General features: G+C 71.1%; 19 protein-coding genes and 2 pseudogenes. 16 read left to right on the forward strand and 5 right to left on the reverse strand.

The genetic code is table 11. The features are described from left to right. Positions 1-2: 2 nt before the first annotated feature. The 7 genes and pseudogenes from HNR68_RS16105 to HNR68_RS16135 form a co-directional block, all read left to right on the forward strand. Positions 3-1,313 (forward strand): annotated as a pseudogene (locus HNR68_RS16105) (molybdopterin dinucleotide binding domain-containing protein); the annotation flags it as partial. A 5-nt stretch (positions 1,314-1,318) separates the two neighbouring features. Then, complete coding sequence (locus HNR68_RS16110; protein ID WP_179721917.1) at positions 1,319-2,185, forward strand: 4Fe-4S dicluster domain-containing protein; 867 nt, start codon at positions 1,319-1,321, stop codon at positions 2,183-2,185. Continuing rightward, positions 2,182-3,051: an NrfD/PsrC family molybdoenzyme membrane anchor subunit gene (gene nrfD / locus HNR68_RS16115; protein WP_179721919.1), complete on the forward strand. Its 870-nt coding sequence runs from the start codon at positions 2,182-2,184 to the stop codon at positions 3,049-3,051. Before HNR68_RS16110 ends, nrfD begins: the two co-directional genes overlap by 4 nt. 613 nt (positions 3,052-3,664) lie before the next feature. Then, positions 3,665-4,276: a LysM peptidoglycan-binding domain-containing protein gene (locus HNR68_RS16120; protein WP_179721921.1), complete on the forward strand. Its 612-nt coding sequence runs from the start codon at positions 3,665-3,667 to the stop codon at positions 4,274-4,276. Between the two features lie 421 nt (positions 4,277-4,697). Further along, positions 4,698-4,877 carry a hypothetical protein gene (locus HNR68_RS16125; RefSeq protein WP_179721923.1) on the forward strand — a complete coding sequence of 60 codons (180 nt, stop codon included), beginning with the start codon at positions 4,698-4,700 and terminating at the stop codon, positions 4,875-4,877. A 63-nt stretch (positions 4,878-4,940) separates the two neighbouring features. After that, positions 4,941-6,275 (forward strand): MurT ligase domain-containing protein, encoded by a 1,335-nt coding sequence (locus HNR68_RS16130; protein WP_179721925.1) that lies wholly within the window; start codon positions 4,941-4,943, stop codon positions 6,273-6,275. After that, entirely contained in the window at positions 6,275-6,997 is a 723-nt protein-coding gene (locus tag HNR68_RS16135; RefSeq protein WP_179721927.1) for a type 1 glutamine amidotransferase, read from the forward strand. Before HNR68_RS16130 ends, HNR68_RS16135 begins: the two co-directional genes overlap by 1 nt. A gap of 3 nt (positions 6,998-7,000) precedes the next feature. On the opposite strand, the gene murJ is transcribed toward HNR68_RS16135, so the two are convergent. Then, positions 7,001-8,620, reverse strand: a complete 1,620-nt coding sequence (gene murJ / locus HNR68_RS16140; protein WP_179721930.1) for a murein biosynthesis integral membrane protein MurJ — start codon at positions 8,618-8,620, stop codon at positions 7,001-7,003. Between the two features lie 135 nt (positions 8,621-8,755). On the opposite strand from murJ, the gene HNR68_RS16145 reads away from it, so the two are divergent. Then, entirely contained in the window at positions 8,756-9,229 is a 474-nt protein-coding gene (locus tag HNR68_RS16145; RefSeq protein ID WP_179721932.1) for a YkvA family protein, read from the forward strand. A 2-nt stretch (positions 9,230-9,231) separates the two neighbouring features. Here HNR68_RS16145 and HNR68_RS16150 read toward each other — a convergent pair whose 3' ends face one another. Next, positions 9,232-9,666: a DoxX family protein gene (locus HNR68_RS16150; RefSeq protein ID WP_179721935.1), complete on the reverse strand. Its 435-nt coding sequence runs from the start codon at positions 9,664-9,666 to the stop codon at positions 9,232-9,234. Positions 9,667-9,791: 125 nt separating this feature from the next. Next, positions 9,792-10,949: an acyl-CoA dehydrogenase family protein gene (locus HNR68_RS16155; protein ID WP_179721937.1), complete on the reverse strand. Its 1,158-nt coding sequence runs from the start codon at positions 10,947-10,949 to the stop codon at positions 9,792-9,794. 140 nt (positions 10,950-11,089) lie between these two features. On the opposite strand from HNR68_RS16155, the gene HNR68_RS16160 reads away from it, so the two are divergent. The 3 genes and pseudogenes from HNR68_RS16160 (at position 11,090) to HNR68_RS16165 (ending at position 15,083) form a co-directional block, all read left to right on the forward strand. Further along, positions 11,090-11,833: a TetR family transcriptional regulator gene (locus HNR68_RS16160; RefSeq protein ID WP_179721941.1), complete on the forward strand. Its 744-nt coding sequence runs from the start codon at positions 11,090-11,092 to the stop codon at positions 11,831-11,833. Positions 11,834-12,079: 246 nt separating this feature from the next. Continuing rightward, positions 12,080-12,211, forward strand: a pseudogene (locus HNR68_RS27215) (DUF4158 domain-containing protein); the annotation flags it as partial. Positions 12,212-12,269: 58 nt separating this feature from the next. After that, positions 12,270-15,083 carry a Tn3 family transposase gene (locus HNR68_RS16165; RefSeq protein ID WP_281377458.1) on the forward strand — a complete coding sequence of 938 codons (2,814 nt, stop codon included), beginning with the start codon at positions 12,270-12,272 and terminating at the stop codon, positions 15,081-15,083. Positions 15,084-15,242: 159 nt separating this feature from the next. Here the strand turns inward: HNR68_RS16165 and HNR68_RS16170 are convergent, their stop codons facing one another. Further along, positions 15,243-16,406: a GtrA domain-containing protein gene (locus HNR68_RS16170; protein WP_179721944.1), complete on the reverse strand. Its 1,164-nt coding sequence runs from the start codon at positions 16,404-16,406 to the stop codon at positions 15,243-15,245. A gap of 372 nt (positions 16,407-16,778) precedes the next feature. Here HNR68_RS16170 and HNR68_RS16175 point away from each other — a divergent pair, with 372 nt between their 5' ends. The 5 genes from HNR68_RS16175 to HNR68_RS16195 all read left to right on the forward strand — a co-directional run bounded on the left by HNR68_RS16175 (position 16,779) and on the right by HNR68_RS16195 (position 19,917). Further along, positions 16,779-16,991 carry a hypothetical protein gene (locus tag HNR68_RS16175; RefSeq protein WP_179721947.1) on the forward strand — a complete coding sequence of 71 codons (213 nt, stop codon included), beginning with the start codon at positions 16,779-16,781 and terminating at the stop codon, positions 16,989-16,991. Positions 16,992-17,040: 49 nt separating this feature from the next. Then, positions 17,041-17,610 (forward strand): type 1 glutamine amidotransferase domain-containing protein, encoded by a 570-nt coding sequence (locus HNR68_RS16180; RefSeq protein ID WP_179721950.1) that lies wholly within the window; start codon positions 17,041-17,043, stop codon positions 17,608-17,610. Positions 17,611-17,639: 29 nt separating this feature from the next. After that, positions 17,640-18,788 carry a glutathione-independent formaldehyde dehydrogenase gene (locus HNR68_RS16185; RefSeq protein ID WP_179721953.1) on the forward strand — a complete coding sequence of 383 codons (1,149 nt, stop codon included), beginning with the start codon at positions 17,640-17,642 and terminating at the stop codon, positions 18,786-18,788. Positions 18,789-18,845: 57 nt separating this feature from the next. Continuing rightward, the gene (locus HNR68_RS16190; RefSeq protein ID WP_246330463.1) at positions 18,846-19,124 is read left to right on the forward strand and encodes a putative quinol monooxygenase; all 279 of its coding nucleotides are present in this window, start codon (positions 18,846-18,848) and stop codon (positions 19,122-19,124) included. A 205-nt stretch (positions 19,125-19,329) separates the two neighbouring features. Then, a complete protein-coding gene (locus HNR68_RS16195) occupies positions 19,330-19,917 on the forward strand; it encodes a recombinase family protein (protein WP_179721956.1) in 588 nt (195 codons plus the stop codon). Positions 19,918-20,098: 181 nt separating this feature from the next. Here HNR68_RS16195 and HNR68_RS16200 read toward each other — a convergent pair whose 3' ends face one another. Continuing rightward, positions 20,099-21,052: an LLM class F420-dependent oxidoreductase gene (locus tag HNR68_RS16200; RefSeq protein WP_179721959.1), complete on the reverse strand. Its 954-nt coding sequence runs from the start codon at positions 21,050-21,052 to the stop codon at positions 20,099-20,101. Between the last annotated feature and the right edge of the window lie 174 nt (positions 21,053-21,226).

Raw genomic sequence — 21,226 nt, forward strand, 5'->3', positions numbered from 1 at the left:
AAACCGCCACCCAGCGGCTGGTGCAGTGGCACCACAAGGCCGTCGAACCCACTGGCGACCAGCGCAGCGACCTGTGGTTCTTCTACCACCTGGGCCGGCGGCTGCGGGAGAAGGCGCAGGACTGCGAGCGCGACCGCCCGCTGCGGGAGCTGACCTGGGACTACCCGACCGAGGGCGAGATCGAGGAGCCGAGCGCGGCGGCGGTGCTGCAGGAGATCGGCGGCTTCGGGCCGGACGGGCGACCGCTGTCGTCCTACACCCAGCTGCGCGCGGACGGGTCCACCACCTGCGGGTGCTGGATCTACTGCGGCATCTACGCCGACGGCGTCAACCAGGCGGCCCGCCGCCGGCCGGGCCGCGAGCAGTCGTGGGTCGCCCCCGACTGGGGCTGGGCCTGGCCGGCCAACCGCCGCCAGCTGTACAACCGCGCGTCGGCCGACCCGGACGGCAAGCCGTGGAGCGAGCGCAAGGCCTACGTGTGGTGGGACGCCGAGCGGGGTGAGTGGACCGGGCACGACGTGCCCGACTTCGACCGGACCAAGCGCCCGGACTTCGTGCCCGCACCGGACGCGACCGGCCCGGAGGGCATCGCCGGCACCGAGCCGTTCATCATGCAGAGCGATGGTCGCGGCTGGCTCTACGTCCCGGCCGGACTGGTCGACGGCCCGCTGCCCGCGCACTACGAACCGCAGGAGTCGCCGGTCCCCAACCGGGTCCACCCGCAGCAGCAGCGCAACCCGGCGCGGCAGACCTTCTCCCGCCCGGAGAACCGCTACCAGCCCAGTGGCGCCGAGCCGGGCAGCGAGGTGTTCCCGTACGTGTTCACCACGTTCCGCCTCACCGAGCACCACACCGCGGGCGGCATGAGCCGCTGGGTGGCGCACCTGTCGGAACTGGCGCCCGCGATGTTCCTGGAGATCTCCCCGGAACTGGCGGCCGAACGCGGGCTGCAGCACATGGGGTGGGCGACGGTGGTGACCGCGCGCAGCGCCATCGAGGGCCGCGTGCTGGTCACCCCGCGGATGCGGCCGCTGCGGCTGGGCGACCGCACCGTGCACCAGGTGGGCATCCCGTGGCACTGGGGACCGAACGGGATCACCACGGGCGACGCCGCGAACGAGCTGGTCAACGTGGCGCTGGACCCCAACGTGCACATCATGGAGACCAAGGCCGGTGCCTGCGACGTCCGCCCGGGCCGGCGACCGCGGGGCGCGGCGCTGGTGCGCTACGTCGAGGACTACCGCAGGAGAGCGGGGATCACCGAGCAGACCGGCGTCGAGCACGCCGACGACCCGGAAGCAGAAGGGGAGTGAACCGCGTGGCCCGGAACCGGTTGAGCGGACCGCTGGCCGACCCGGCGGGGGAGGTCGGCTACCCGGCCGACCACCCCGAGCGCGTCGGGTTCTTCACCGACACCAGCATCTGCATCGGGTGCAAGGCGTGCGAGGTCGCCTGCAAGGAGTGGAACCTCCTGCCCGAGGACGGGCTCGACTTCACCGGGATGTCCTACGACAACACCGAGGACCTCAGCGGCACGACCTGGCGGCACGTGGCCTTCGTGGAGCAGGAGAGGCCCACGGTGGACCTGGGGATGCCGGCGATGGGCCGCGACAGCGACCAGGTGCGCTGGCTGATGTCCTCCGACGTCTGCAAGCACTGCACGCACGCGGCGTGCCTGGACGTCTGCCCGACCGGGGCGCTGATCCGCACCGAGTACGGCACGGTGCTGGTCCAGGACGAGGTGTGCAACGGCTGCGGCTACTGCGTGCCCGCCTGCCCGTACGGGGTCATCGACATCCGGCCGGACACCGGGGGCGCGGCGAAGTGCACGCTGTGCCAGGAGCGGTTGGGCGCTGGGTCGATGCCCGCGTGCGCGACGGCGTGCCCCACCGAGTCCATCCAGTACGGTCCGCTCGACGAGCTGCGCGCACGCGCCGAGCGGCGGGTGTCCGAATTGCACGAGCAGGGCGTCACCAGCGCCCGGCTCTACGGTCATGACCCGGACGACGGGGTCGGTGGGGCCGGCGCCTTCTTCTTGCTGCTGGACGAGCCCGAGGTCTACGGGCTGCCGCCGGACCCCGTGGTGACCACGCGCGACCTGCCGTCGATGTGGTGGCACGCGGCGGGCGCCGCGTTGACCGCGGCGGCGATGATCGCCGGCAGCTTCCTGGGGAGGAAGCGGTGACGGGTGGAGCCGACGCCTACTACGGCCGCCCGGTGATCAAGCCACCGGTGTGGAAGGTGCCGGACGTCCCGCTCTACCTCTACCTCGGCGGGGTGGCCGGGGCGTCGTCGACGATGGCGCTGCTGGCCGACCTCACCGGCCGGGACCGTCTCGCCTGTGCCGGGCGGCTGGCCGCCGCGGTGGGCGCGACCGCCAGTGTCGGTGCGCTGGTCCACGACCTGCACCGGCCGCTGCGGTTCCTCAACATGCTGCGGGTGATCAAGCCGACCTCGCCGCTGAGCGTCGGGTCGTGGATCCTGGCGCCGTTCTCGGGGCTGGCCGGCGCGGCCGCGGCCAGCCAGCTGACCGGCCTGCTGCCCTGGGCGGGACGGGCGTCGGCCACCGCCGCCGGGGTGATCGCGCCCGCGATGACCACCTACACCGCGGTGCTGCTGGCCGACACGGCCGTGCCGGGCTGGCACGAGGTCTACCGGGAGCTGCCGTTCGTCTTCGCCGGGAGCGCGGTGTCCAGCGCCGGTGCGGTCGGCATGCTCGCCGCGCCGCAGGAGTCCGCTCCGGCCCGGCGGATGGCGGTCGGGGGAGCGGTGCTGGAGCTGCTGGCGGCCCGCCGGATGGACCGCAACGCCGGGATGGTCGGCGAGGTCTACCGGCAGGGGAGGGCCGGTGCGGTGCTGCGCGCCGCCCGGGTGCTGACCGGTGTCGGACTGGGCGCCGCGCTGCTGGCCGGCCGGAGCCGGGTGGCGCGGGTCGCCGCGGGGGTCTGCCTCAACGCCGCGGCGGCGGCGACCCGTTACGGGATCTTCGAGGGCGGCCGGGAATCGGCCCGCGACCCGCGGTACACCGTGGTCCCGCAGCGCCCCGCCTGACCGGCGGGGCGGACGCGTTCACGATCACCGAGGACCCGCCCGGGAGCGCGGAACGGTGATCGACTCGTTCGTTTCGTCGCGTCTGTCGTTTCAGTGCCGAGTAAGTATCAATTTAGGCAACGACCGTCGAACCGGGCGCCTGGGGTGCCGCCACCAAGGGCAGGGAGGTGGCGGAGGCGCCGCGATCCCGCTACCGATCGAGTCTGCTTGATCGCGCCCAGTGTTCACTCACTTCGGTGAGTCGTGGCTCAGGTCTCACCGAGAGTGATCAGCTTCGATCGGCCATGGTGCAGAACCGCGACACCGTGAGCTGCGACAACGGCGACATCGCGCCGATCTTGGCAGCGTTTCTGTGGCCATGGTCACACTCGAACGGTTTGATCCGGCGATTTGCCGCTACGTAGCGTGTCGGCCAGTCGGCAGCCCCGAGCCGACTCAGGAACACCCCGGAAGCCCGCAGCGCCGAACCCTGTCCCGGCGGGCCTTCCGACCCCCGACACGCAGGGAGGGACAGGGACTCGACCGCGGCGGCAGTCCGCCCCGAGCCGGACCCCCGACTCGGCTCCGGTGCGCCGTCCCCGCGGCTCGGTGCAGGCGCTCTGGGAGACGAACCATGGCCAAGCATCGGAATTCCAGCCGCACCATCGCGCGGGCGGCCCTGGCCGGCGCGGTGGTCGCCGCCCCGTTCGCGGTCGCCGTCCCGGCCAACGCCGCGTCGGAGTCCACCTGGGACGCCGTCGCGCAGTGCGAGAGCGGCGGCAACTGGTCGATCAACACCGGCAACGGCTACTACGGCGGCCTGCAGTTCAGCGCCTCCACCTGGAAGGCCTTCGGTGGCACCAGCTACGCCTCGAACGCCGCGCAGGCCAGCAAGGCCGAGCAGATCGCGGTCGCCGAGCGCGTGCTCCAGGCGCAGGGCCCGGGTGCCTGGCCGGTGTGCTCGAAGAAGGCCGGCCTGACCAAGGGCAGCGGCGCCGAGCACCAGGACGTGACCGGCGAGAAGACCACCGCGAAGGAGACGAAGACCGAGGAGGCCCAGACCAAGCAGGTCGAGGTCGACGAGGCCGTGTCGGTCGAGGGCACCTACACCGTGCGGCCCGGCGACACGCTGAGCACCATCGCCGCCGAGTTCGGCGTCGAGTGGCAGCGGATCTTCGACGCCAACCGCGGTGAGATCAGCGACGCGAACCTGATCTTCCCCGGCCAGCAGCTGGCCGTGAAGTGACCCACCTGGTCCGCGCGACCAGGTGAAGCAAGGAACCCCGCCTGCCTCTCTCCGGCGGGGTTCCTTGTGCTTCCCGGGGCCGTCACAGCCTGCGCCGGCGCAGGTCGGAGCAGATGTCCCAGGCGGTCCAGCCGATCCCCCCGAGAGCGATGCCGCCCAGCACGAGCAGCAGCAGGACCTGGGTCACCTCGCCTCACCCCCTTCCCGCCACGCGGACGAGCGGGCGCAGTCGAAGCGTCACCGACGACCCCGGAGATCGCCGGTCGACGACGACGGCCTCCACGGCGTGTCGCGGGGGCGAACTGGCCCCGATGGGGCGACGCCCCGGCATGTTGGCACCCGGGTGGACCCAGCCCCGGACGGATCATGTGCGGCGACGCACCCGCACCCGACACGTGCGCACAGGAGGAGGGACACCACGATGACCACCGGTCACCACGCCGCGCTGGCGGAGCTGACCAGCACGGCGCACGGGTGGGTGGGACCAGCGGCGATCGCCGCCGGTGTCCTGCTGCTGATCGTCGCGCTGTTTCGCCGATCCCGCGCCACACTGGCGAAGAAGCGACGGACGGCGCGACCGAGTGCGGCCGAGTGGTGGTGACGCGCCCGTCCCGAGCCGACGCGGACGACCCGCCCGCAGCGGGTGCCGAGGGGGGAGGGATGCATGGTCGAGACCACGCGGGACACCGGGAAGGCCGAGCCGACATCCGCACCGGTGGAGCAGCAGCGCTGGCAGGTCGTGCCGGCGCCCGTGCAACCACCGCCCCGCAGGGCGCACCGGCACGACCTGCGCACCACGATCGCGATCGACCTGGGCCGCCTGGCCGCCACGATGTCCCGGCGGTTCGGCCTGGGCAGCGGCGCGATGATCGGTGGCCGGATCGCGCTCACCCTGCAACCGCGGGCGCTGCGCACGCTCGCGCTCGGCCGGCAGGTCGTGATGGTGACCGGCACCAACGGCAAGACCACGACCACCCGGATGGTCGCCGAAGCGCTGCGCTCCCGTGCCCCGGCCGTCAGCAACGCCACCGGGGCCAACATGCCCGACGGGCACGTCGCCGCGCTGATGACCGACCCCAGCGCGCCGTTCGCCGCGCTGGAGGTCGACGAACTGCACCTGGCGCAGGTGACCGCGCAGTTCGAACCGGCGGTGGTCCTGCTGCTCAACCTGAGCCGGGACCAGCTCGACCGGGTCGGTGAGATCCGCACGGTCGCCGAGAGCCTGCGCCACGCCCTCGCCCAGGCGCCCGGCGCGCACGTGGTCGCCAACCGGGATGACCCCAACATCGTGTACGCGGCCGCCGACCACCCCCGCGTCACGTGGGTCTCCGGCGGCTCGCGGTGGAAGGACGACGGTCTGAACTGCCCGCGCTGCGGGGCCTTCCTCGGCGACGCGGACCGCGCGTGGCGCTGCGAGTGCGGCCTGTCCCGCCCCGAGGCCGACTGGACCGTCACCGCCGACGCCGCGGTGGCCGCCGACGGCACCCGCCACGAGCTCGACCTGGCACTGCCCGGCCAGGTCAACCGGGTCAACGCGACCTTCGCGATGGCCGCCGCGCAGCACCTCGGCTGCGACCAGGCCGCCGCGGTGCACCGCATCCAGCGGATCACCCAGGCCGCGGGGCGCTACGGCACCGTCCGGCTGGCCGGGCGTCCGGTGCGGCTGCTGCTGGCCAAGAACCCGGCGAGCTGGCTGGAGATGCTCGACCTGGTCTCCACCGAGCAGCACCCGCTGGTGCTGGTGCTCAACAGCCGGGAAGCCGACGGCCACGACGTGTCCTGGCTCTGGGACGTCGACTTCGAGCTGCTGGCCGGGCGTCCGGTGCGGGTGGCCGGCGACCGGGCGCTCGACCTCGCGGTCCGCCTGCACTACGCGGGCGTCCCCGCCACCGTCGCCGACACCGTCGACGAGGCCCTGGCCGCCGCCGGCGACGGGGTGCCGGACGTGATCGCCAACTACACGGCGTTCCGCGACCTCCTCGCCCGGAGCCGGTCGTGATGCGCGACCCGGTCCGCCTCGCCCTGGTGCTGCCGGACCTGCTGGGCACCTACGGCGACCGCGGCAACGCCATCGTGCTGGCGCAGCGGCTGAAGTGGCGGAACATCGACAGCGAGGTCGTCACGGTGCCGTCCTCGTCCGAGGCGGTGCCGGAGTCCTGCGACCTGTACCTGGTCGGTGGGGGAGAGGACGTCGCGCAGGTCGCCGCGGTCCGGTTCCTGCGCCGCGGCCGGGGGCTGCGCAGCGCGGTGGACCGGGGCGTGCCGGTGCTCGGCATCTGCGGCGGGCTGCAGGTGCTCGGCACCAGCTTCGTCACCGGCGACGGCGTGCGGCACGAGGGCCTCGGCCTGGTCGACGCCGACACCGAACCCGGTGACCGCCGGGCCATCGGCGAGGTCACGACCCAGTCCACGCTGCTGGGCGTCGGGATGCTCACCGGCTTCGAGAACCACCTCGGCCGCACCCGGGTGGGCGGGGACTCCCGCCCGCTGGGGCGCGTGGTGCGGGGCATCGGCAACGGGCACGACTCCGCCGAAGGCGCGGTCCGCGGGCACGTGGTGTGCACCTACCTGCACGGCCCCGTGCTGGCACGCAACCCGCGGCTGGCGGACCTGCTGCTGGAGTGGGCGATCGGCGAACCGCTGGAGCCGCTGCCGGACCCGCCCGAGCTGCGCGCGCTGCGCGCCGAGCGCAGCAGGCCGCGGGTGCGCAACCGCAAGTGAGGGTCAGCGCCGCACCAGGCGGGCCAGCCGCTCCACCGCGGGAGCGAGCTCCGGTGCCCGCAGCAGCGCCAGCGTGGCGACGCTGACCCCGAGCACCACGACCGTGTGCACGACCAGCGCCAGCCACGCGTCCGCGGTGGTGCCGAGCGGGCCGGAGGCGCTGCGCGCGGCCGCGACCACCGCGGTGGAGCAGGCGCACCCGAACGCGGTGGCCAGCACGCTGCGACCGATCCCGGCGAGCGTGCTGCGGGTCCGCAGCCGGCCGAGCCGGCGGCGCAGCCAGACGTGCCCGAGGACCGCGCCGACGACGAAGCTCGCCGACATCGCCGCGGTCACCCCGACCACCAGGTCACGGGGGTCCGCGGTGGCCAGCACCAGGTAGCACAGCCCGCTGCGCACCGCGACCATGACCACGTTGATCCAGGTCGGGGTGCGCGCGTCGTGCATCGCGTAGAAGGCGCGCAGCTGCAGCATCGTGATGGCGAACGGCACCACCCCGGCCGCCGCCGCGGCGAGGGCGACCCCGAGCCGGTCGGCGGCGGCCACATCGCTGGCGCCCAGCGAGAAGAAGGCCACGGCGAGCGGGCCGCCCGCGACGACCAGCAGGGCGCTGACCGGCATCAGCAGCACCGAGCTCATCCGCGTGCCCAGCTCCAGGTCGGCGACGAAGGCGGGGGTGTCCTCGGCGGCGGCCGCCTTGCTGATCCGGGGCATCAGGGCGGTCAGCAGCGAGACGCCGAGCACCCCGTAGGGCACCTGCGACAGCAGCCAGGCGTAGTTGAACGTCGCGACGCTGCCGGGGGTGCCTTGGCTGGTCACGCGGGTGATCACCACCATGCCGGCCTGGCTGACCAGTGTGTAGAGCACGACCCACCCGGCCAGCCCGCCGAACTCCGACAGCCGCCGGTCCCACCCCCAGCGCCACCGGTAGCGGAAGCCGCTGCGCCGCAGCGACACCACCATGATCACCGCCTGCGCGGTGATGCCCAGTGCGGTGCCGATGCCCAGCACCAGCAGCTTCGGTTCGCCCATCCGCACCGGGTGGGTGGAGATCGCACCGGGCACCAGCGCGTACACCACGACGGTGGTGATCACGACGAGGTTGTTGACCACCGGCGCCCAGGCGGGCGTGCCGAACACCCCGCGCACGTTGAGGATCGCCTGCAGCAGCGCGGACAGCCCGTAGCAGACGATGCCCGGCAGCAGCAGGTAGGCGAACGCGGTGGTCAGCGCCGCGTTGGCCCGGGTGTCCGGGCCGAGGTAGAGCTCGGTGAGCAGGGGCGCGGCGGCCACCGCGGCCGTGGTGGCCGCGACCAGCAGCACCCCGCCCATGGTGATCAGCCAGCGGGCGTACTCGGTGCCCTGCTCCGGGCCGCGCTGCTGCGCGCGCACCAGCAGCGGCACGGCCACGCTGGTGAGCACACCGCCGAGCAGCAGCTCGTTGACCACGGTGGGCAGCGTGTTGGCCACCGTGTAGGAGTCGTTCACCACACCGAGGCCGAGCACCGCGACCAGCAGGACCTTCGCCAACAGCCCGCTGACCCGACTGGTGGCGGTGGCCACGGCCATCGTCGCGCTCGCGCGGACCAGCGAGGGTGACCTGGATTCGGCCTGGTCGACCACGTTCCTCCCCAGTGTCGGCGGCTCCCCGTGGGAGCCGGCCAGCTCTGCTGACGGTGCCACGGATCACCCGGATCCGCCGGACGAGCGCGGTCCGTGGCAACCTGATCGCACGGGCGTGGGAACGGGGGAACGACGATGGTCGTGGTCGGTGGCCTGCTGCTGGTGGCCGGAGCGGTGGTGGCGATCGTGCTCGGCGGCGACGCGCCGGGCGGCTGGTTGCTGCCGGTGGGGCTGCTCGCCGCCGGGCTGGGCGTGCTCGTCGCCGGGGCGGTGGCCGCGGTGCGGCGTCGGGTGCCGCTGCTGGCGGCGGTCCGCGCGCACCGGGCGACGCCGGTGGGCGGGCCGCTGCGCAGGGCGCGGGCGGTCCCCGGGATGCTGGTGGCGACGGCGCGCGGGCGCAACCCGGTGCTGCCGCGCTACCAGTTGCTGCTGTGGCTGGTGGCGCTGGCCTACCTGGTGTCGCCGATCGACTTCATCCCCGACTTCCTGCCCCTGCTGGGCATCGGCGACGACATCGGCGTGGGGGCCTGGCTGCTGACCGGCCTGTACGCCGAGTCGGGCAACTACCTGGCCGCGCTGGAGCAGCGTCGCGAGGCGGACTCGGAGTAGCGTCAGCTCTCGCTCGGCACCCGCTCGGTCCTGCGGGTGCGCAGGCGGCCGAAGAGCGCGTGGTCGAGGGACCACCGGCCCCCGTTGAACCCCAGCGCCAGGGCGGCGACCCCGATGGCCATCGGCAGCTCGAAACCCTCGGGGGAGAACAGGCCGTGGGGCAGGTGCACGAAGAACACCGCGCCCGCCATGATGAAGGCGATGAGGAGTCCGGCCAGCGGCAGCAGCAGTCCGAGGACGAGGAACGCCCCGCCGACCAGCTCCACCAGCGCGGTGAACCAGGCGGCCAGCTGCGGCAGCGGGATGCCGGTGGAGGCGAAGCCGCGTCCGACCGCCTCGATGCCGTAGTCGGCCAGCTTCTGCCACCCGTGCGCGACGAGGATGATGCCGATGCCGAGGCGGCCGATGAAGGCGAAGAAGTCGCTCACCGCGTGCATGGTTGCCTCCTGCTCTGCGGTGGACCCGTCAGGTCCGGGCACCCACCAGTCTGGGCGCTGGGCAGGAGGCGGACATCTCGGCGCGGGGGCCGGGCCGGTACGCGCGCCCGGCCCCCGCCGCGGGGTCAGCCCTTGAGCAGGGAGCGGGCCATCACCATGCGCTGGACCTGGTTGGTGCCCTCGTAGATCTGGGTGATCTTGGCGTCGCGCATCATCCGCTCGACCGGGAAGTCGCGGGTGTACCCGGCGCCGCCGAACAGCTGCACCGCGTCGGTGGTGACCTCCATGGCCACGTCGGAGGCGAAGCACTTCGCCGCGGCGGAGATGAAGCCGAGGTTCGGTTCACCGCGTTCGGCGCGCGCGGCCGCGAGGTAGACCAGGTTGCGGGCGGCCTCGATCTTCATCGCCATGTCGGCGAGCATGAACTGCACGCCCTGGAAGTCGGCGATCGCCTTGCCGAACTGCTTGCGCTCCTTGACGTAGTCCACCGCCGCGTCCAGCGCGCCCTGGGCGATGCCCACGGCCTGCGCGCCGATGGTGGGGCGGGTGTGGTCGAGGGTGCGCAGTGCCGTCTTGAAGCCGGTGCCGGGCTCGCCGATGATCCGGTCGGCCGGGATCGTGCAGTCCTCGAAGTACAGCTCCGCGGTCGGCGAGCCCTTGATGCCGAGCTTCTTCTCCTTGGGCCCCACCACGAAGCCGGGGTCGTCGGCGTGCACGACGAACGCGCTGATGCCGTTGGCGCGCTTGTCCGGGTCGGTCACCGCCATCACGGTGTACCAGGTGGACTCGCCGCCGTTGGTGATCCAGCACTTGCTGCCGTTGAGCACCCAGTGGTCGCCGTCCAGCCGGGCCCGGGTCTTCATCGAGGCGGCGTCGGAACCGGCCTCGCGCTCGGACAGCGCGTAGGAGGCCATCGCCTCACCGGAGGCGATCGAGGGCAGCACCTTCTTCTTCAGCTCCTCGGAGCCGGACAGCAGGATCGGCATGGTGCCGAGCTTGTTCACCGCCGGGATCAGCGAGGACGAGGCGCAGACGCGCGCCACCTCCTCGATGACGATGCAGGTGGCGACCGAGTCGGCGCCCTGCCCCTCGTAGGCCTCCGGGACGTGCACCGCGGCGAACCCGGCCTTGACCAGTGCCTCGCGCGCCTCCCGCGGGAAGCGCTCCTGCTCGTCCACCTCAGCCGCGTGCGGTGCGATCTCCTTCTCGGCCAGGTCGCGGATCGCCTCGCGGAGTGCTTCGTGCTCCTCGGCCAGCTGGTAGGTGCCGAAGTCGGGGTTCACCGGGTACCTCCTCGCTCCCGCCGCCGTGCCGGGTGGGAGTAGTCCGTCGCGGGTCCGCGCAGCTCGCGGACGCTCATTGCGAGCGCCATCGTAACGGCACTGAGTGCCACTAGCAACGCGCCCCGGTGTAGCATCCGGCCATGCCCGAGGTTGCGACACCTGCGCCCAGACCCCGCTCCGGCCGCACCGCGCACGGCCGCCGACGGGTGCGCAGTGCCCTGGCGCTGGCCGCGCTCGAGCTGTTCGCGGCGCAGGGCTTCGAGGCGACCACGGTGGACCAGATCGCGGACGCGGCCGGGGTCGGCCGCCGCACGTTCTTCCGCTACTTCCGGTCCAAGGAGGACGTCGTCTTCCCCGGGCACGACGAGCGCCTGGCCGAGGTGGTCGAGCTGCTCGACGGCGCCGACCCGCACGCCGACCCGTTGGCGGTGCTCGGGCGCACGGCCGAGCACGTGCTGGAGATGTACCTGGCCGAACCGGAGGTCTCGCTCAAGCGCTTCGAGCTCACCCGCGCGGTGCCGTCGTTGCGGGACAAGGAGATCGCGAGCATAGACCGCTACCAGCGGGTGTTCGCGCGCTACCTGCGCGCCCGCTTCGCGGGGGAGCCCGGTGGGGACCTGCGCGCCGCGGTGCTGGCGGCGGCGGTCGTGGCCGCGCACAACCACGTGCTCCGGCAGTGGCTGAAGAGCGGGGGAGAGCTGGACGCCCGGCGGCGGCTGCACGAGGCGGTCCAGCAGCTGACCACGACGCTGCCCGGGCGGCCGGCAGCGGAGCAGCCGGCGGCGGCGGGGGAGGAGACCGTGGTCGTCGGCGTGGTCCGCACCTCGGCCCCGGCGGACGCGGTGCGCAAGAAGATCGAGGAAACCCTCCGCGAACTCCGGTGACCGAGCGGCACTCAGTGCCGCTCGCGAGGACTGCGGCAGTTCGGGTCAACGATGTCCATCGCTTCAGTGTCGACCAAAATCTCACCACACGACGAGCTCGGCGCCCGGGTCTGCGCCTGACCTCCGCCTGGACGCACGAGCGCGGGGTCGCCGTAGTACTCGCCGAAAATCGGGCGGATATGCCTCGCTAGGCTGCTGAGCTGGTGATCGTCGGGTTCTGGCGGGAGGTACTGGTTGGCCACGCAGGTGTTCACCGACGCGGAGCTGGAGGGGCTGCGGAGGTTCCCGGAGATCGGCCGGGAGGAGCTGTTCCGGTTCTTCACGTTGACCCCGGCGGACGTGGCGTTCGTCGATCCCGGCCGTGGTCGGGGGCCGGCGGATCGATTGGGGCTTGCCGTGGCCCTGTGCTCGTTGCCCTGGCTCGGGTTCGTGCCGGATGACGTGGCCCTCGGCGCCTCGGGCGGCGGTGGCACGGCTGGCGGAGCAACTGGGCGTGGATGCGGATGCGATCGGCTCGTATGGGCGGCGTGCGAAGACGCGGACAGATCATCTGCGGCAGGTCGCGCAGTATCTGGGGTGGCGCCCGGCGGGCGCGCTGGAGCTCAAGGAGCTGGATGAGTTCCTGCTGGCGCGGGCCATGGAGCACGATTCGCCGACGTTGCTGTTCCGGCTGGCCTGCGAGTACCTGATCTCGGCACGGGTGATCCGCCCGGGCCCGGTGACGGTGGTCGAGCGAGTCGCGCACGCCCGCGAGGTTGCGCGGCAGGAGACGTTCGACCGGCTGGCCCGCGAGTTCACCGACGAGCGCCGTGCCGCGCTGGACGGTCTGCTGGTGGTGGACTCGACGATCGGGATGACGCGGCTGCGGTGGCTGTGCACCGGGCCGGTGGAGGCCTCGCCCGCGGCGGTGAAGACCGAGATCTCCAAACTGGAGTTCCTACGCGCCATGGGCGCGGAAACCCTGGATCTGTCGGTGCTGCCGGCGGAACGGCGGCGGTTCCTGGCCACGATGGGCCGTCGACTGACTGCCCAGGCATTACAACGTCGCGAGCCGGAGCGTCGGTATCCGGTCCTGGCCACGGTGTTGGCGCAGTCGGCCACGGAGGTGCTCGACGAGGTGGTGCAACTGTTCGACCAGGCGCTGTCGGCGCGGGAGAGCAAGGCCGGACACACCATGCGGGACGCGCTGGCCGAGCGCGCCCGCTCCGGGGAAGACCGCCAAGAGCTGTTGGACGACCTACTCGAGGTCATCTTCGATGTGGGGATCAGTGATGACCAGGTCGGCGGGTTGATCCGAGGCGAACGGATCGGGTGGCAACGGCTACGCGACGCCCAGTCGACTGCGTTGCCTCCGCTGCCGCGGGATCACGGGCATCTGGCCGCGCTGGACGGCTCGTACAGCTATCTGCGGCAGTTCACCCCGCAGGTGCTGGAGGCCGTCGGGTTTTCCGGCGGCACCGCCGCGGCCGAGCTACTGCGGGCGGTGGAGATCCTGGCCGAGCTCAATGCGACCGGCGCCCGCAAGGTCCCGGCGCACGCGCCGACGGGGTTCGTCCCGACCCGCTGGCGTGGTTACCTCGACGAGGCCGCCAAGACGGGCAGCAGCACCGCCTACCGGCACTATTGGGAGCTTGCCACGTTGCTGGCCCTGCGGGACGGGCTGCGCACCGGGGATGTATTCGTGCCCGGCTCGCGTCGCTACTCCGATCCGGCCGCCTACCTGCTCACGCCGGACACGTGGGCGGCGCAGCGGGGCCAGTTCTGCTCTCTGGTCGGCAAACCCGCGGATGCCTCCAAGGCGCTGGCCGAGGTCGAAGATGAGCTGCACACGGCGCTGGGCGACCTGGAAACCACGCTCGCCGACGGCGACGGCCCGGCGCGCCTGGACGACGACGGCGAGCTGGTGATCTCTCCGCTGTCGGCCGAAGACATCCCGGCCGAGGCTACGGCGTTGAAGGCCGAGCTGACCGAGATGCTGCCGTTCGCGCCGATCGTGTCCCTGCTCATCGAGATGGACCAGCGCACCGGGTTCCTGGACTGCTTCACCCACGCCGGCGGCAAGCAGACCCGCAGCCCGGAGCTCAAGCGCAACCTCATCGCGGTGCTGCTCGCCCACTCGACCAACCTCGGACTTACACGCATGGCCGATGCCTGCGGCATCTCCTACGACATCCTGGCCTTCACCGCCGAGTGGTACGTACGGGAAGAGACACTGCGCGCGGCGAACCTGGCGCTGATCGGCTACCACCAGCAGCTGCCGCTGACGGCGATCTTCGGCTCCGGCACCCTGTCCTCCAGTGACGGGCAGCGGTTCCCCACCCGCGGCAAATCGGTCACCGCCCGAGCCATGAGCAGGTACTTCGCGAACGAGGGCCTGTCGACCTACACGCACGTGACCGACCAGCACACCACCTACGGCACGAAGGTCATCGTGGCGACCAAGCGCGAAGCCCACTACGTGCTCGACGACATCCTCGGCAACGCCACCGACATCCCCATCACCGAGCACGCCACCGACACCCACGGGGTCACCCTGGTCAACTTCGGACTGTTCGACCTACTGGGATTGCAGCTGTCCCCGCGCATCCGCGACCTCGGCAAGATCACACTGCACCGGACCGAGGCGAAATCGCAGGTGACCTCAGCGTTCCCGCACGCGGGGCCGCTGTTGACCCGGCGGGCCAACCTCGATCTCATCGCCGCCCACTGGGACGATCTACTGCGGCTGGCCGGGTCGCTGAAGTTCGGGCACGCCACCGCCTCGCTGCTGGTCGGCAAGCTCTCCGCCTCCAGCCGGCAAAACTCCCTGGCCGCAGCGCTCAAGGAGTACGGAGCACTGCGCAGAACGATCTACACCGCCCGCTACCTGTCGGACCCGGCGTACCGGCGCAAGATCTCCCGCCAGCTCAACAAGGGCGAGTCGCTGCACGCCTTGAAGCGCGACCTGCTCTACGCCCACGAGGGCACCATCCGCGCCCGGCACCTGGAAGCCCAGACCGAGCAGGCGTGGTGTCTGACGTTGGTGACCAACGCGGTGGTGACCTGGACGACCGAGTACTACAGCCTGGCCGTGGAATCGATGCGCCGCTCCGGACGCCGCATCGACGACGAGGTCCTGGCCCACATCTCCCCAGCGCACAGCGAGAACATCAACTTCTTCGGCTCCATCGACGTCGACATCGACGGCGAACTCGCCCAACTCGGCCCCACCGGCTACCGGCCACTGCGCATCGGCGACACCCTCTTCTAAGCGCCAGACCGCCAAGACACCCGTACGCAAGCGGATCGCCTTGCGAACCAGTAAGGCATGAATTCCCCGGCAGGCATATCCGCCCGGGTTTCGGCGAGCACTACGGCCTCCAGGGAGCGGACGCTTGCTGCTGGAGGGAACCATCGGTGGAGTAACCGGTTATGTTTCTGCGGAACCGCCACGGCCTTCTTGCTGTTCACGTCGGGTCTGTGTGTCGTGCAGGACCTGGCGGCGTTCGCGTTCGCGGTAGCTGAAGGCGGCTTCGCGGATCGAGTTTTCACTTTCGAAGCCGGAACCGACGGCGCCGGCAACAGTGGCCGCCGCGGTGACCAGCAGCATGACGACGGCATAGTCACCGAATCCGAGTCCGGGCCCGATGTACTGGCCGAACACCTCAGGGGTGAGGACAACACTGGCCGCGATCAGGTTGACGACGTAGAGCGCCCCGTACATGCACCCCACTCCGATGATCAGGGTCAGCACCGTGGAAGCGTTGAACAACACCGCCTGCTCGCGTTCGTGCACGGGCCGGCCCATGGTCTGCTCCCACAGCCGGTGATAGGCGATGAGCCAAGCGACCATGACAGCCACCGACCCGAGCACCGCGGCCAGCAGGCGCAGTGGCCCCATCGTGCTGGCCAGTCGCCAGACCGACGTACTGATCAAGTAGAACGCGCTGAACGCGAACGCCCCCACCAGCGGCCCGGTCAATCCGAACACCAGCCGCCACGGACGGTTGTCCCGAACCATGCCGATCAACAGCCGCACCATGCCTCGCGAGGCCAGCACGCGCACGTCGACGTCGCGTTGCTCCGGGGTGACCCGCTGGAAGCGGTTGGCCAGCCAGGGCAGTCGGCGACGCCGGTGCTCCTCGGTCCCCTCCGAGGGAGTACCCCGGCTGCGCATGTCGACGACGAGCTGGGTCACCACACCTCGCACCCGGCGGCGCAACGCCATGCCTCCGAATGCCGGTAGCGACACCACCAGGACCCTGCGCTCGTTGCTCATATCGGCCACGATGGGCTGCCGGCCACTACGCAGCGGAAGATCCGTGATGCACGCAGCAAGATCCCACCCGTGCTGCCGCATCCGCTCGCTGGCGACGTCCATCATCTCGGTATGGCGGTCGTCACTGGGCGGTAACCGCTCGCGGTGCACATCCACGCGCCACACGCAGTTGTCCTCCAGCTGCTCGGACAACAGTCTCGGCAAATCATGGGCGAGCTGCTCAGCAATCTGCGCAGGCGCGGCCACCGGATCAGCCACCACCCCCACAGTCACCGTCTCGATCGAACCGTTCCTCGCATCTTCCGGCATCGTCATCGCAGCACTCCCCACCGTCGGTGACGCCCCACGACTACCCACCACAGCCCTATCCAACGACCCACGTAGCTCGAGCCCGCACCATCTCCGCAAACCATCGGTATGCGTACGCGGTGCCTCCGGCGGCGAGGAGGATTGGCCTCGATCAGCCGGGCGCGCCAGACCGGCGGGAAGAACCGGGCCAGGGCCGCGGCCAAGGTCTCGTCCAGCAGGTGGATCAGGCTGGGCCAGTCGGCCTGGTGGTAGTCACACGCCGCGCGGATCTGCCCACCGGCGCGGGGCAGGGAGGCGGCGGCGTGGGCTCCGTGCACTGTGCGGTCAGGGCAGTGCGGAGAGGGGCATCGACCGAACCCGTGTACGGATTCCAGCACCATGCGGCAGCACACCAACACCAAGCTCGCCGAGGTCGCCGCCGCGTTCGTGGCCCGGGTCCGTGACCGCGGTCCCGCCGGCCCGCGCAGACTGCCGGGTGGTCTCGGCGCTGCCGGGCAGGGGGTGAGCACCGTGGCCCGGTGCGGCCACCGCTGGCACCGCCCGCCGATCCGCGCTGACCGCCCACTCGCCGGCTGGTTTGACCCGGCCTGACCCGGGCAACCCTATGGTTCTCGCCACACTATGAGGAGGCGCGATTCCCATGGCAGATGAGCTGCGCGGCCGGCGGGTCGCGATCCTGGCCACCGACGGTGTCGAGCAGGTCGAACTCACCCAGCCCCGCCAGGCGGTGGAGCAGGCCGGGGCGCAGGTGACGCTGCTGTCGATCCACACCGGACAGATTCAGTCGATGAACGCCGACATCGACAAAGGCGACACCTTCACCGTCGACCAGGTGGTCTCCGACGTTTCCGGCGACGACTTCGACGCTCTGATCCTGCCCGGCGGGACGGTCAACCCCGACGGGCTGCGGGTCAACTCCGACGCGGTGGGTTTCGTGCGGGAGTTCGTGGGCTCCGGTAAGCCGGTCGGCTCGCTGTGTCACGGGCCGTGGACGTTGGTCGAGGCCGACGTGGTCCGGGGCCGCACGTTGACCTCGTTCCCCAGCATCCGCACCGACATCCGCAACGCCGGCGGCAACGTCGTCGACCAGGAAGTCGTCACCGACCAGGGCCTGGTCACCAGCCGCGACCCCGACGACCTGCCCGCGTTCTGCTCCAAGATCGTCGAGGAGTTCGCCGAAGGCCGCCACCGGGCCCCCACCCAGGCCTGAATCGAACCCATCCGCCAGAGGAGAAGAACATGAAGGCACTGGTCTACAACGGCCCCCACGACGTCAGCGTCTCCGACGTTCCCGACGCGCGTATCGAGCGGCCCAACGACGTCCTGGTGCGGATCACCGCGACCAACATCTGCGGGTCGGACCTGCACATGTACGAAGGGCGCACCGACTTCGAGCAGGGCCGCATCTTCGGCCACGAAAACGTCGGCGAGGTCATCGAGGTCGGCGACGGAGTCGACAAGGTCGCGGTGGGGGACATGGTCTCGGCGCCGTTCAACGTCTCCTGCGGACACTGCCAGAACTGCGAGCACGGACTGACCAACTACTGCCTGAGCGCCAACGTGGAGGGTATGGCCGGCGGCGCGTACGGGTTCGCCGACATGGGCGGCTGGGCCGGCGGCCAGGCCGAGTACCTGCGCATCCCCTGGGGTGACTTCCAGTGCCTGCGCCTGCCCGAGGACGCGGCCGACAAGCAGAACGACTACGCGATGCTCTCCGACATCTTCCCCACCGGCTGGCACGCCGTGGAGATGTCGGGCCTGAAGCCCGGCGAGACCATCGTCATCTACGGCGGCGGCCCGGTCGGGTTGATGGCCGCCCTCTCCGCGAGCGTCAAGGGCGCCGCGAAGGTGATGGTCGTCGACCGCCACCCCGACCGGCTGCGCCTGGCCGAGCAGATCGGCGCGATCGCGATCGACGACTCCAAGGTCGACCCGGTCGAGCAGGTCACCGAGCACACCAAGGGGGTCGGCGCCGACCGCGGCGCGGAGTGCGTCGGCTACCAGGCCCACGACCCGCAAGGCAACGAGGACAACGCCGACACCCTGAACAAGCTGGTCGCCTCCGTGCGGTTCACCGGCGGGATCGGCACCGTCGGGGTGTTCATCCCGCAGGACCCCGGTGGCCCGGATGAGCTGTCCCAGCAGGGCAAGGCCCGCTTCGACTTCGGCAACTTCTGGTTCAAGGGCCAGCAGATGGGCTGCGGCCAGGTCCCGGTCAAGCGCTACAACCGCCACCTGCGCAACCTCATCGCCGAAGACAAGGTCACCCCCTCCTGGATCGTGTCCCACAACCTGCCCCTCAAGCAGGCCCCGGACGCCTACAAGCATTTCGACGCCCGCGAAGACGGCTGGACCAAGGTCGTGCTCAACCCCGGTCAGGTCGGCTGACTTGTCCCTCGCGCGGCTCTGATCTGAACAGCACCCGTTTGAGTAGGAGGCCAGAGCATGGCAGAACCAGTGACCGTCGGGCTCCTCGTCCGGATCGAGGCGCTACCCGGACGAGAAGGCGACGTCGAGAACTTCCTGCAGCAGGGGCTCGGCATCGTGGAGCAGGAGCCGGGCACGGTGCGGTGGTTCGCCCTCCGCTTCGGGCCCTCGTCCTTCGGGATCTACGACGCCTTTCCCGACGACTCCGGTCGCCAGGCCCACCTCTCGGGCCAGGTCGCCTCGCGGAGAACACCGGGGTCTTGTTCGCCCAGTCGACCATCAAACCCGTGGACGTGATCGCCGAGAAACCCCGATCTGATCACCGATCGGCGGCCCGGGATGACAGGTGTCCGATGACCGAACCCCCACTGAGACAACACCGCCCGGCCGACACCGACGCGAGACGAAGCCGCGAGCTGGCGTTCCGCTGACCAGGGTTGTCTCAGATACCTGGTACGGTGAAACTCTCACTGAGGGGTGGCTAACCGTTACACTGCCGATCATGTCCGGCACCCTGGTTGGCTACGCCCGCTGCTCCACCGACGAGCAAGACCTCACCGCCCAACGCCAGCGCCTGGCCGAACTCGGCATCGCAGACGACCAGATCTATCTCGACCACGGACTCACCGGCACCAAGAGAACGCGGCCCGGCCTCGATCAGGCGCTGGCCGCCGTCCGAACTGGCGACACCCTCGTGGTGCCCAAGCTCGATCGACTGGCCCGGTCGGTGCCGGACGCCCGCGCCATCGGCGACGACCTCGCCGAGCGCGGCGTCGCGCTCTCGCTCGGCGGACAGGTCTACGACCCGACCGACCCCATGGGCAAAATGTTCTTCAACATCCTGGCCACCTTCGCCGAATTCGAAGTCGACCTCCTACGCATGCGCACCCGCGAAGGCATGGCCGTGGCGAAGGCGAAGGGAAAGCTTCGCGGCAAGCAACCCAAGCTCTCGCCGAAGCAGCAGACCGAACTGAGGCGCATGCACGACAGTGGCGACTACACGATCACCGACCTCACCGAGCTGTTCTCCGTCTCCCGGCCGACCGTCTACCGCACACTCCAGCGCGGCCAGCCGTCCCAGGCGGAGTGAAGCCATGCCCGATCAGCAGCCCAGACCTCATATCCGCCCGATTTTCGGCGAGTACTACGGCTACCCCAGCGCGGCGGCCGCTCGGGCGTCCAGGCGGGAGCGGTGGTCACAGTGGACGGCGGAGGTCCGGAGAGAGTTCGGGGGAGCGCGTCGGTGACGCCGCCGCCGGGACCTCGGCGCGCTACGAACCGCTCGTCGCGCGGACGCGCTCGATGACCGGGGCGAAGGCGTCCATGAAGGGCCCGTGCACCGCGTAGTAGGTGAAGCCGTAGCGCTCGTGGTCGCGCAGGACCTGCTCGGCCATCTCCTCGACCGTGCCGAGGAGGACGAACGGCGTCTCCAGCAGTTCGTCGACGGTCATGGTCGATCCGGCCCCGGCGAGGTACTTCTCGGCCGCGGCGCGGCGGTCGTCGGTGACCACCACGGCTTGGACCAGGGCCTGGAACTCCACGCGGTCGGCGCGGTCCCCGGCCTGCTCGCGGGCGAACCGGACCCGCTCGTCGGCTTCCTCGGCGGTGCCGAGTCGCAGCGTGCCGGGTGGTTGGCCCGGGACCTGGAAGCCCCCCGCGATGCCGATGACGTCCGCGGTGCGTGCGGCGATCCGCAGCACCCGCTCACCGGTGCCGCCGACGATCAGCGGCGGCCCGTACCCGCCGAAGCCGGTGCGCTGCACCGGGCGCAGCACGGGGATGCCGAACCGTTCGCGCAGGGTGGCCTGCTGGTCGTAGCCGCCGGCGGCGAACTGCTCGGCCAGCTGGTCGACCAGCCGCTCGAGCTGGTCGGCGCGCTCGCCGAAGGGACGCCACTCGATGCCGGCCTCGTCGAACTCCCACTTCATGTGCCCGGAGCCGAGACCGACCTCCAGCCGGCCGCCGGTGAGCACGTCGGTGGTGGCGATCTCGCGGGCCAGCAGCGCGGGGTTCCAGAAGGGCGCGTTGAGCACCAGCGTGCCCACCCGGAGCCGTTCCGTCGCCTGCGCCGCGGCGACGAGGGTGGGGAAGGGGGACGGCATCCCGAGGTGGTCGCCGGCGAAGACGGTGTCGTAGCCGTGCTGCTCCGCGCGGCGGCAGGTCGCGGCGAAGTCCTCGGGGGAGTGCACGCCGAAGACGTTGAAGGCGAAGCGGAATTCGGGCATGGCATGAACCTGCCGCACGCGCTCGGCCCGGACAACCGGGTTCGACCAGGAAGTCGGTGCGACGACCGGTTCTTCGCGAGCAGCGGAACGTCTCGGCGGTGAGGCCGTGACGCACTTCGGCTCGCAGCCCATTGGTTTCGATTGCGCTTTTCGCTTCAGTGCAGATCAAAATCA

Origin of the sequence: Saccharopolyspora hordei (assembly GCF_013410345.1) — a bacterium.
GTDB classification, from domain to species: Bacteria; Actinomycetota; Actinomycetes; order Mycobacteriales; family Pseudonocardiaceae; genus Saccharopolyspora; species Saccharopolyspora hordei.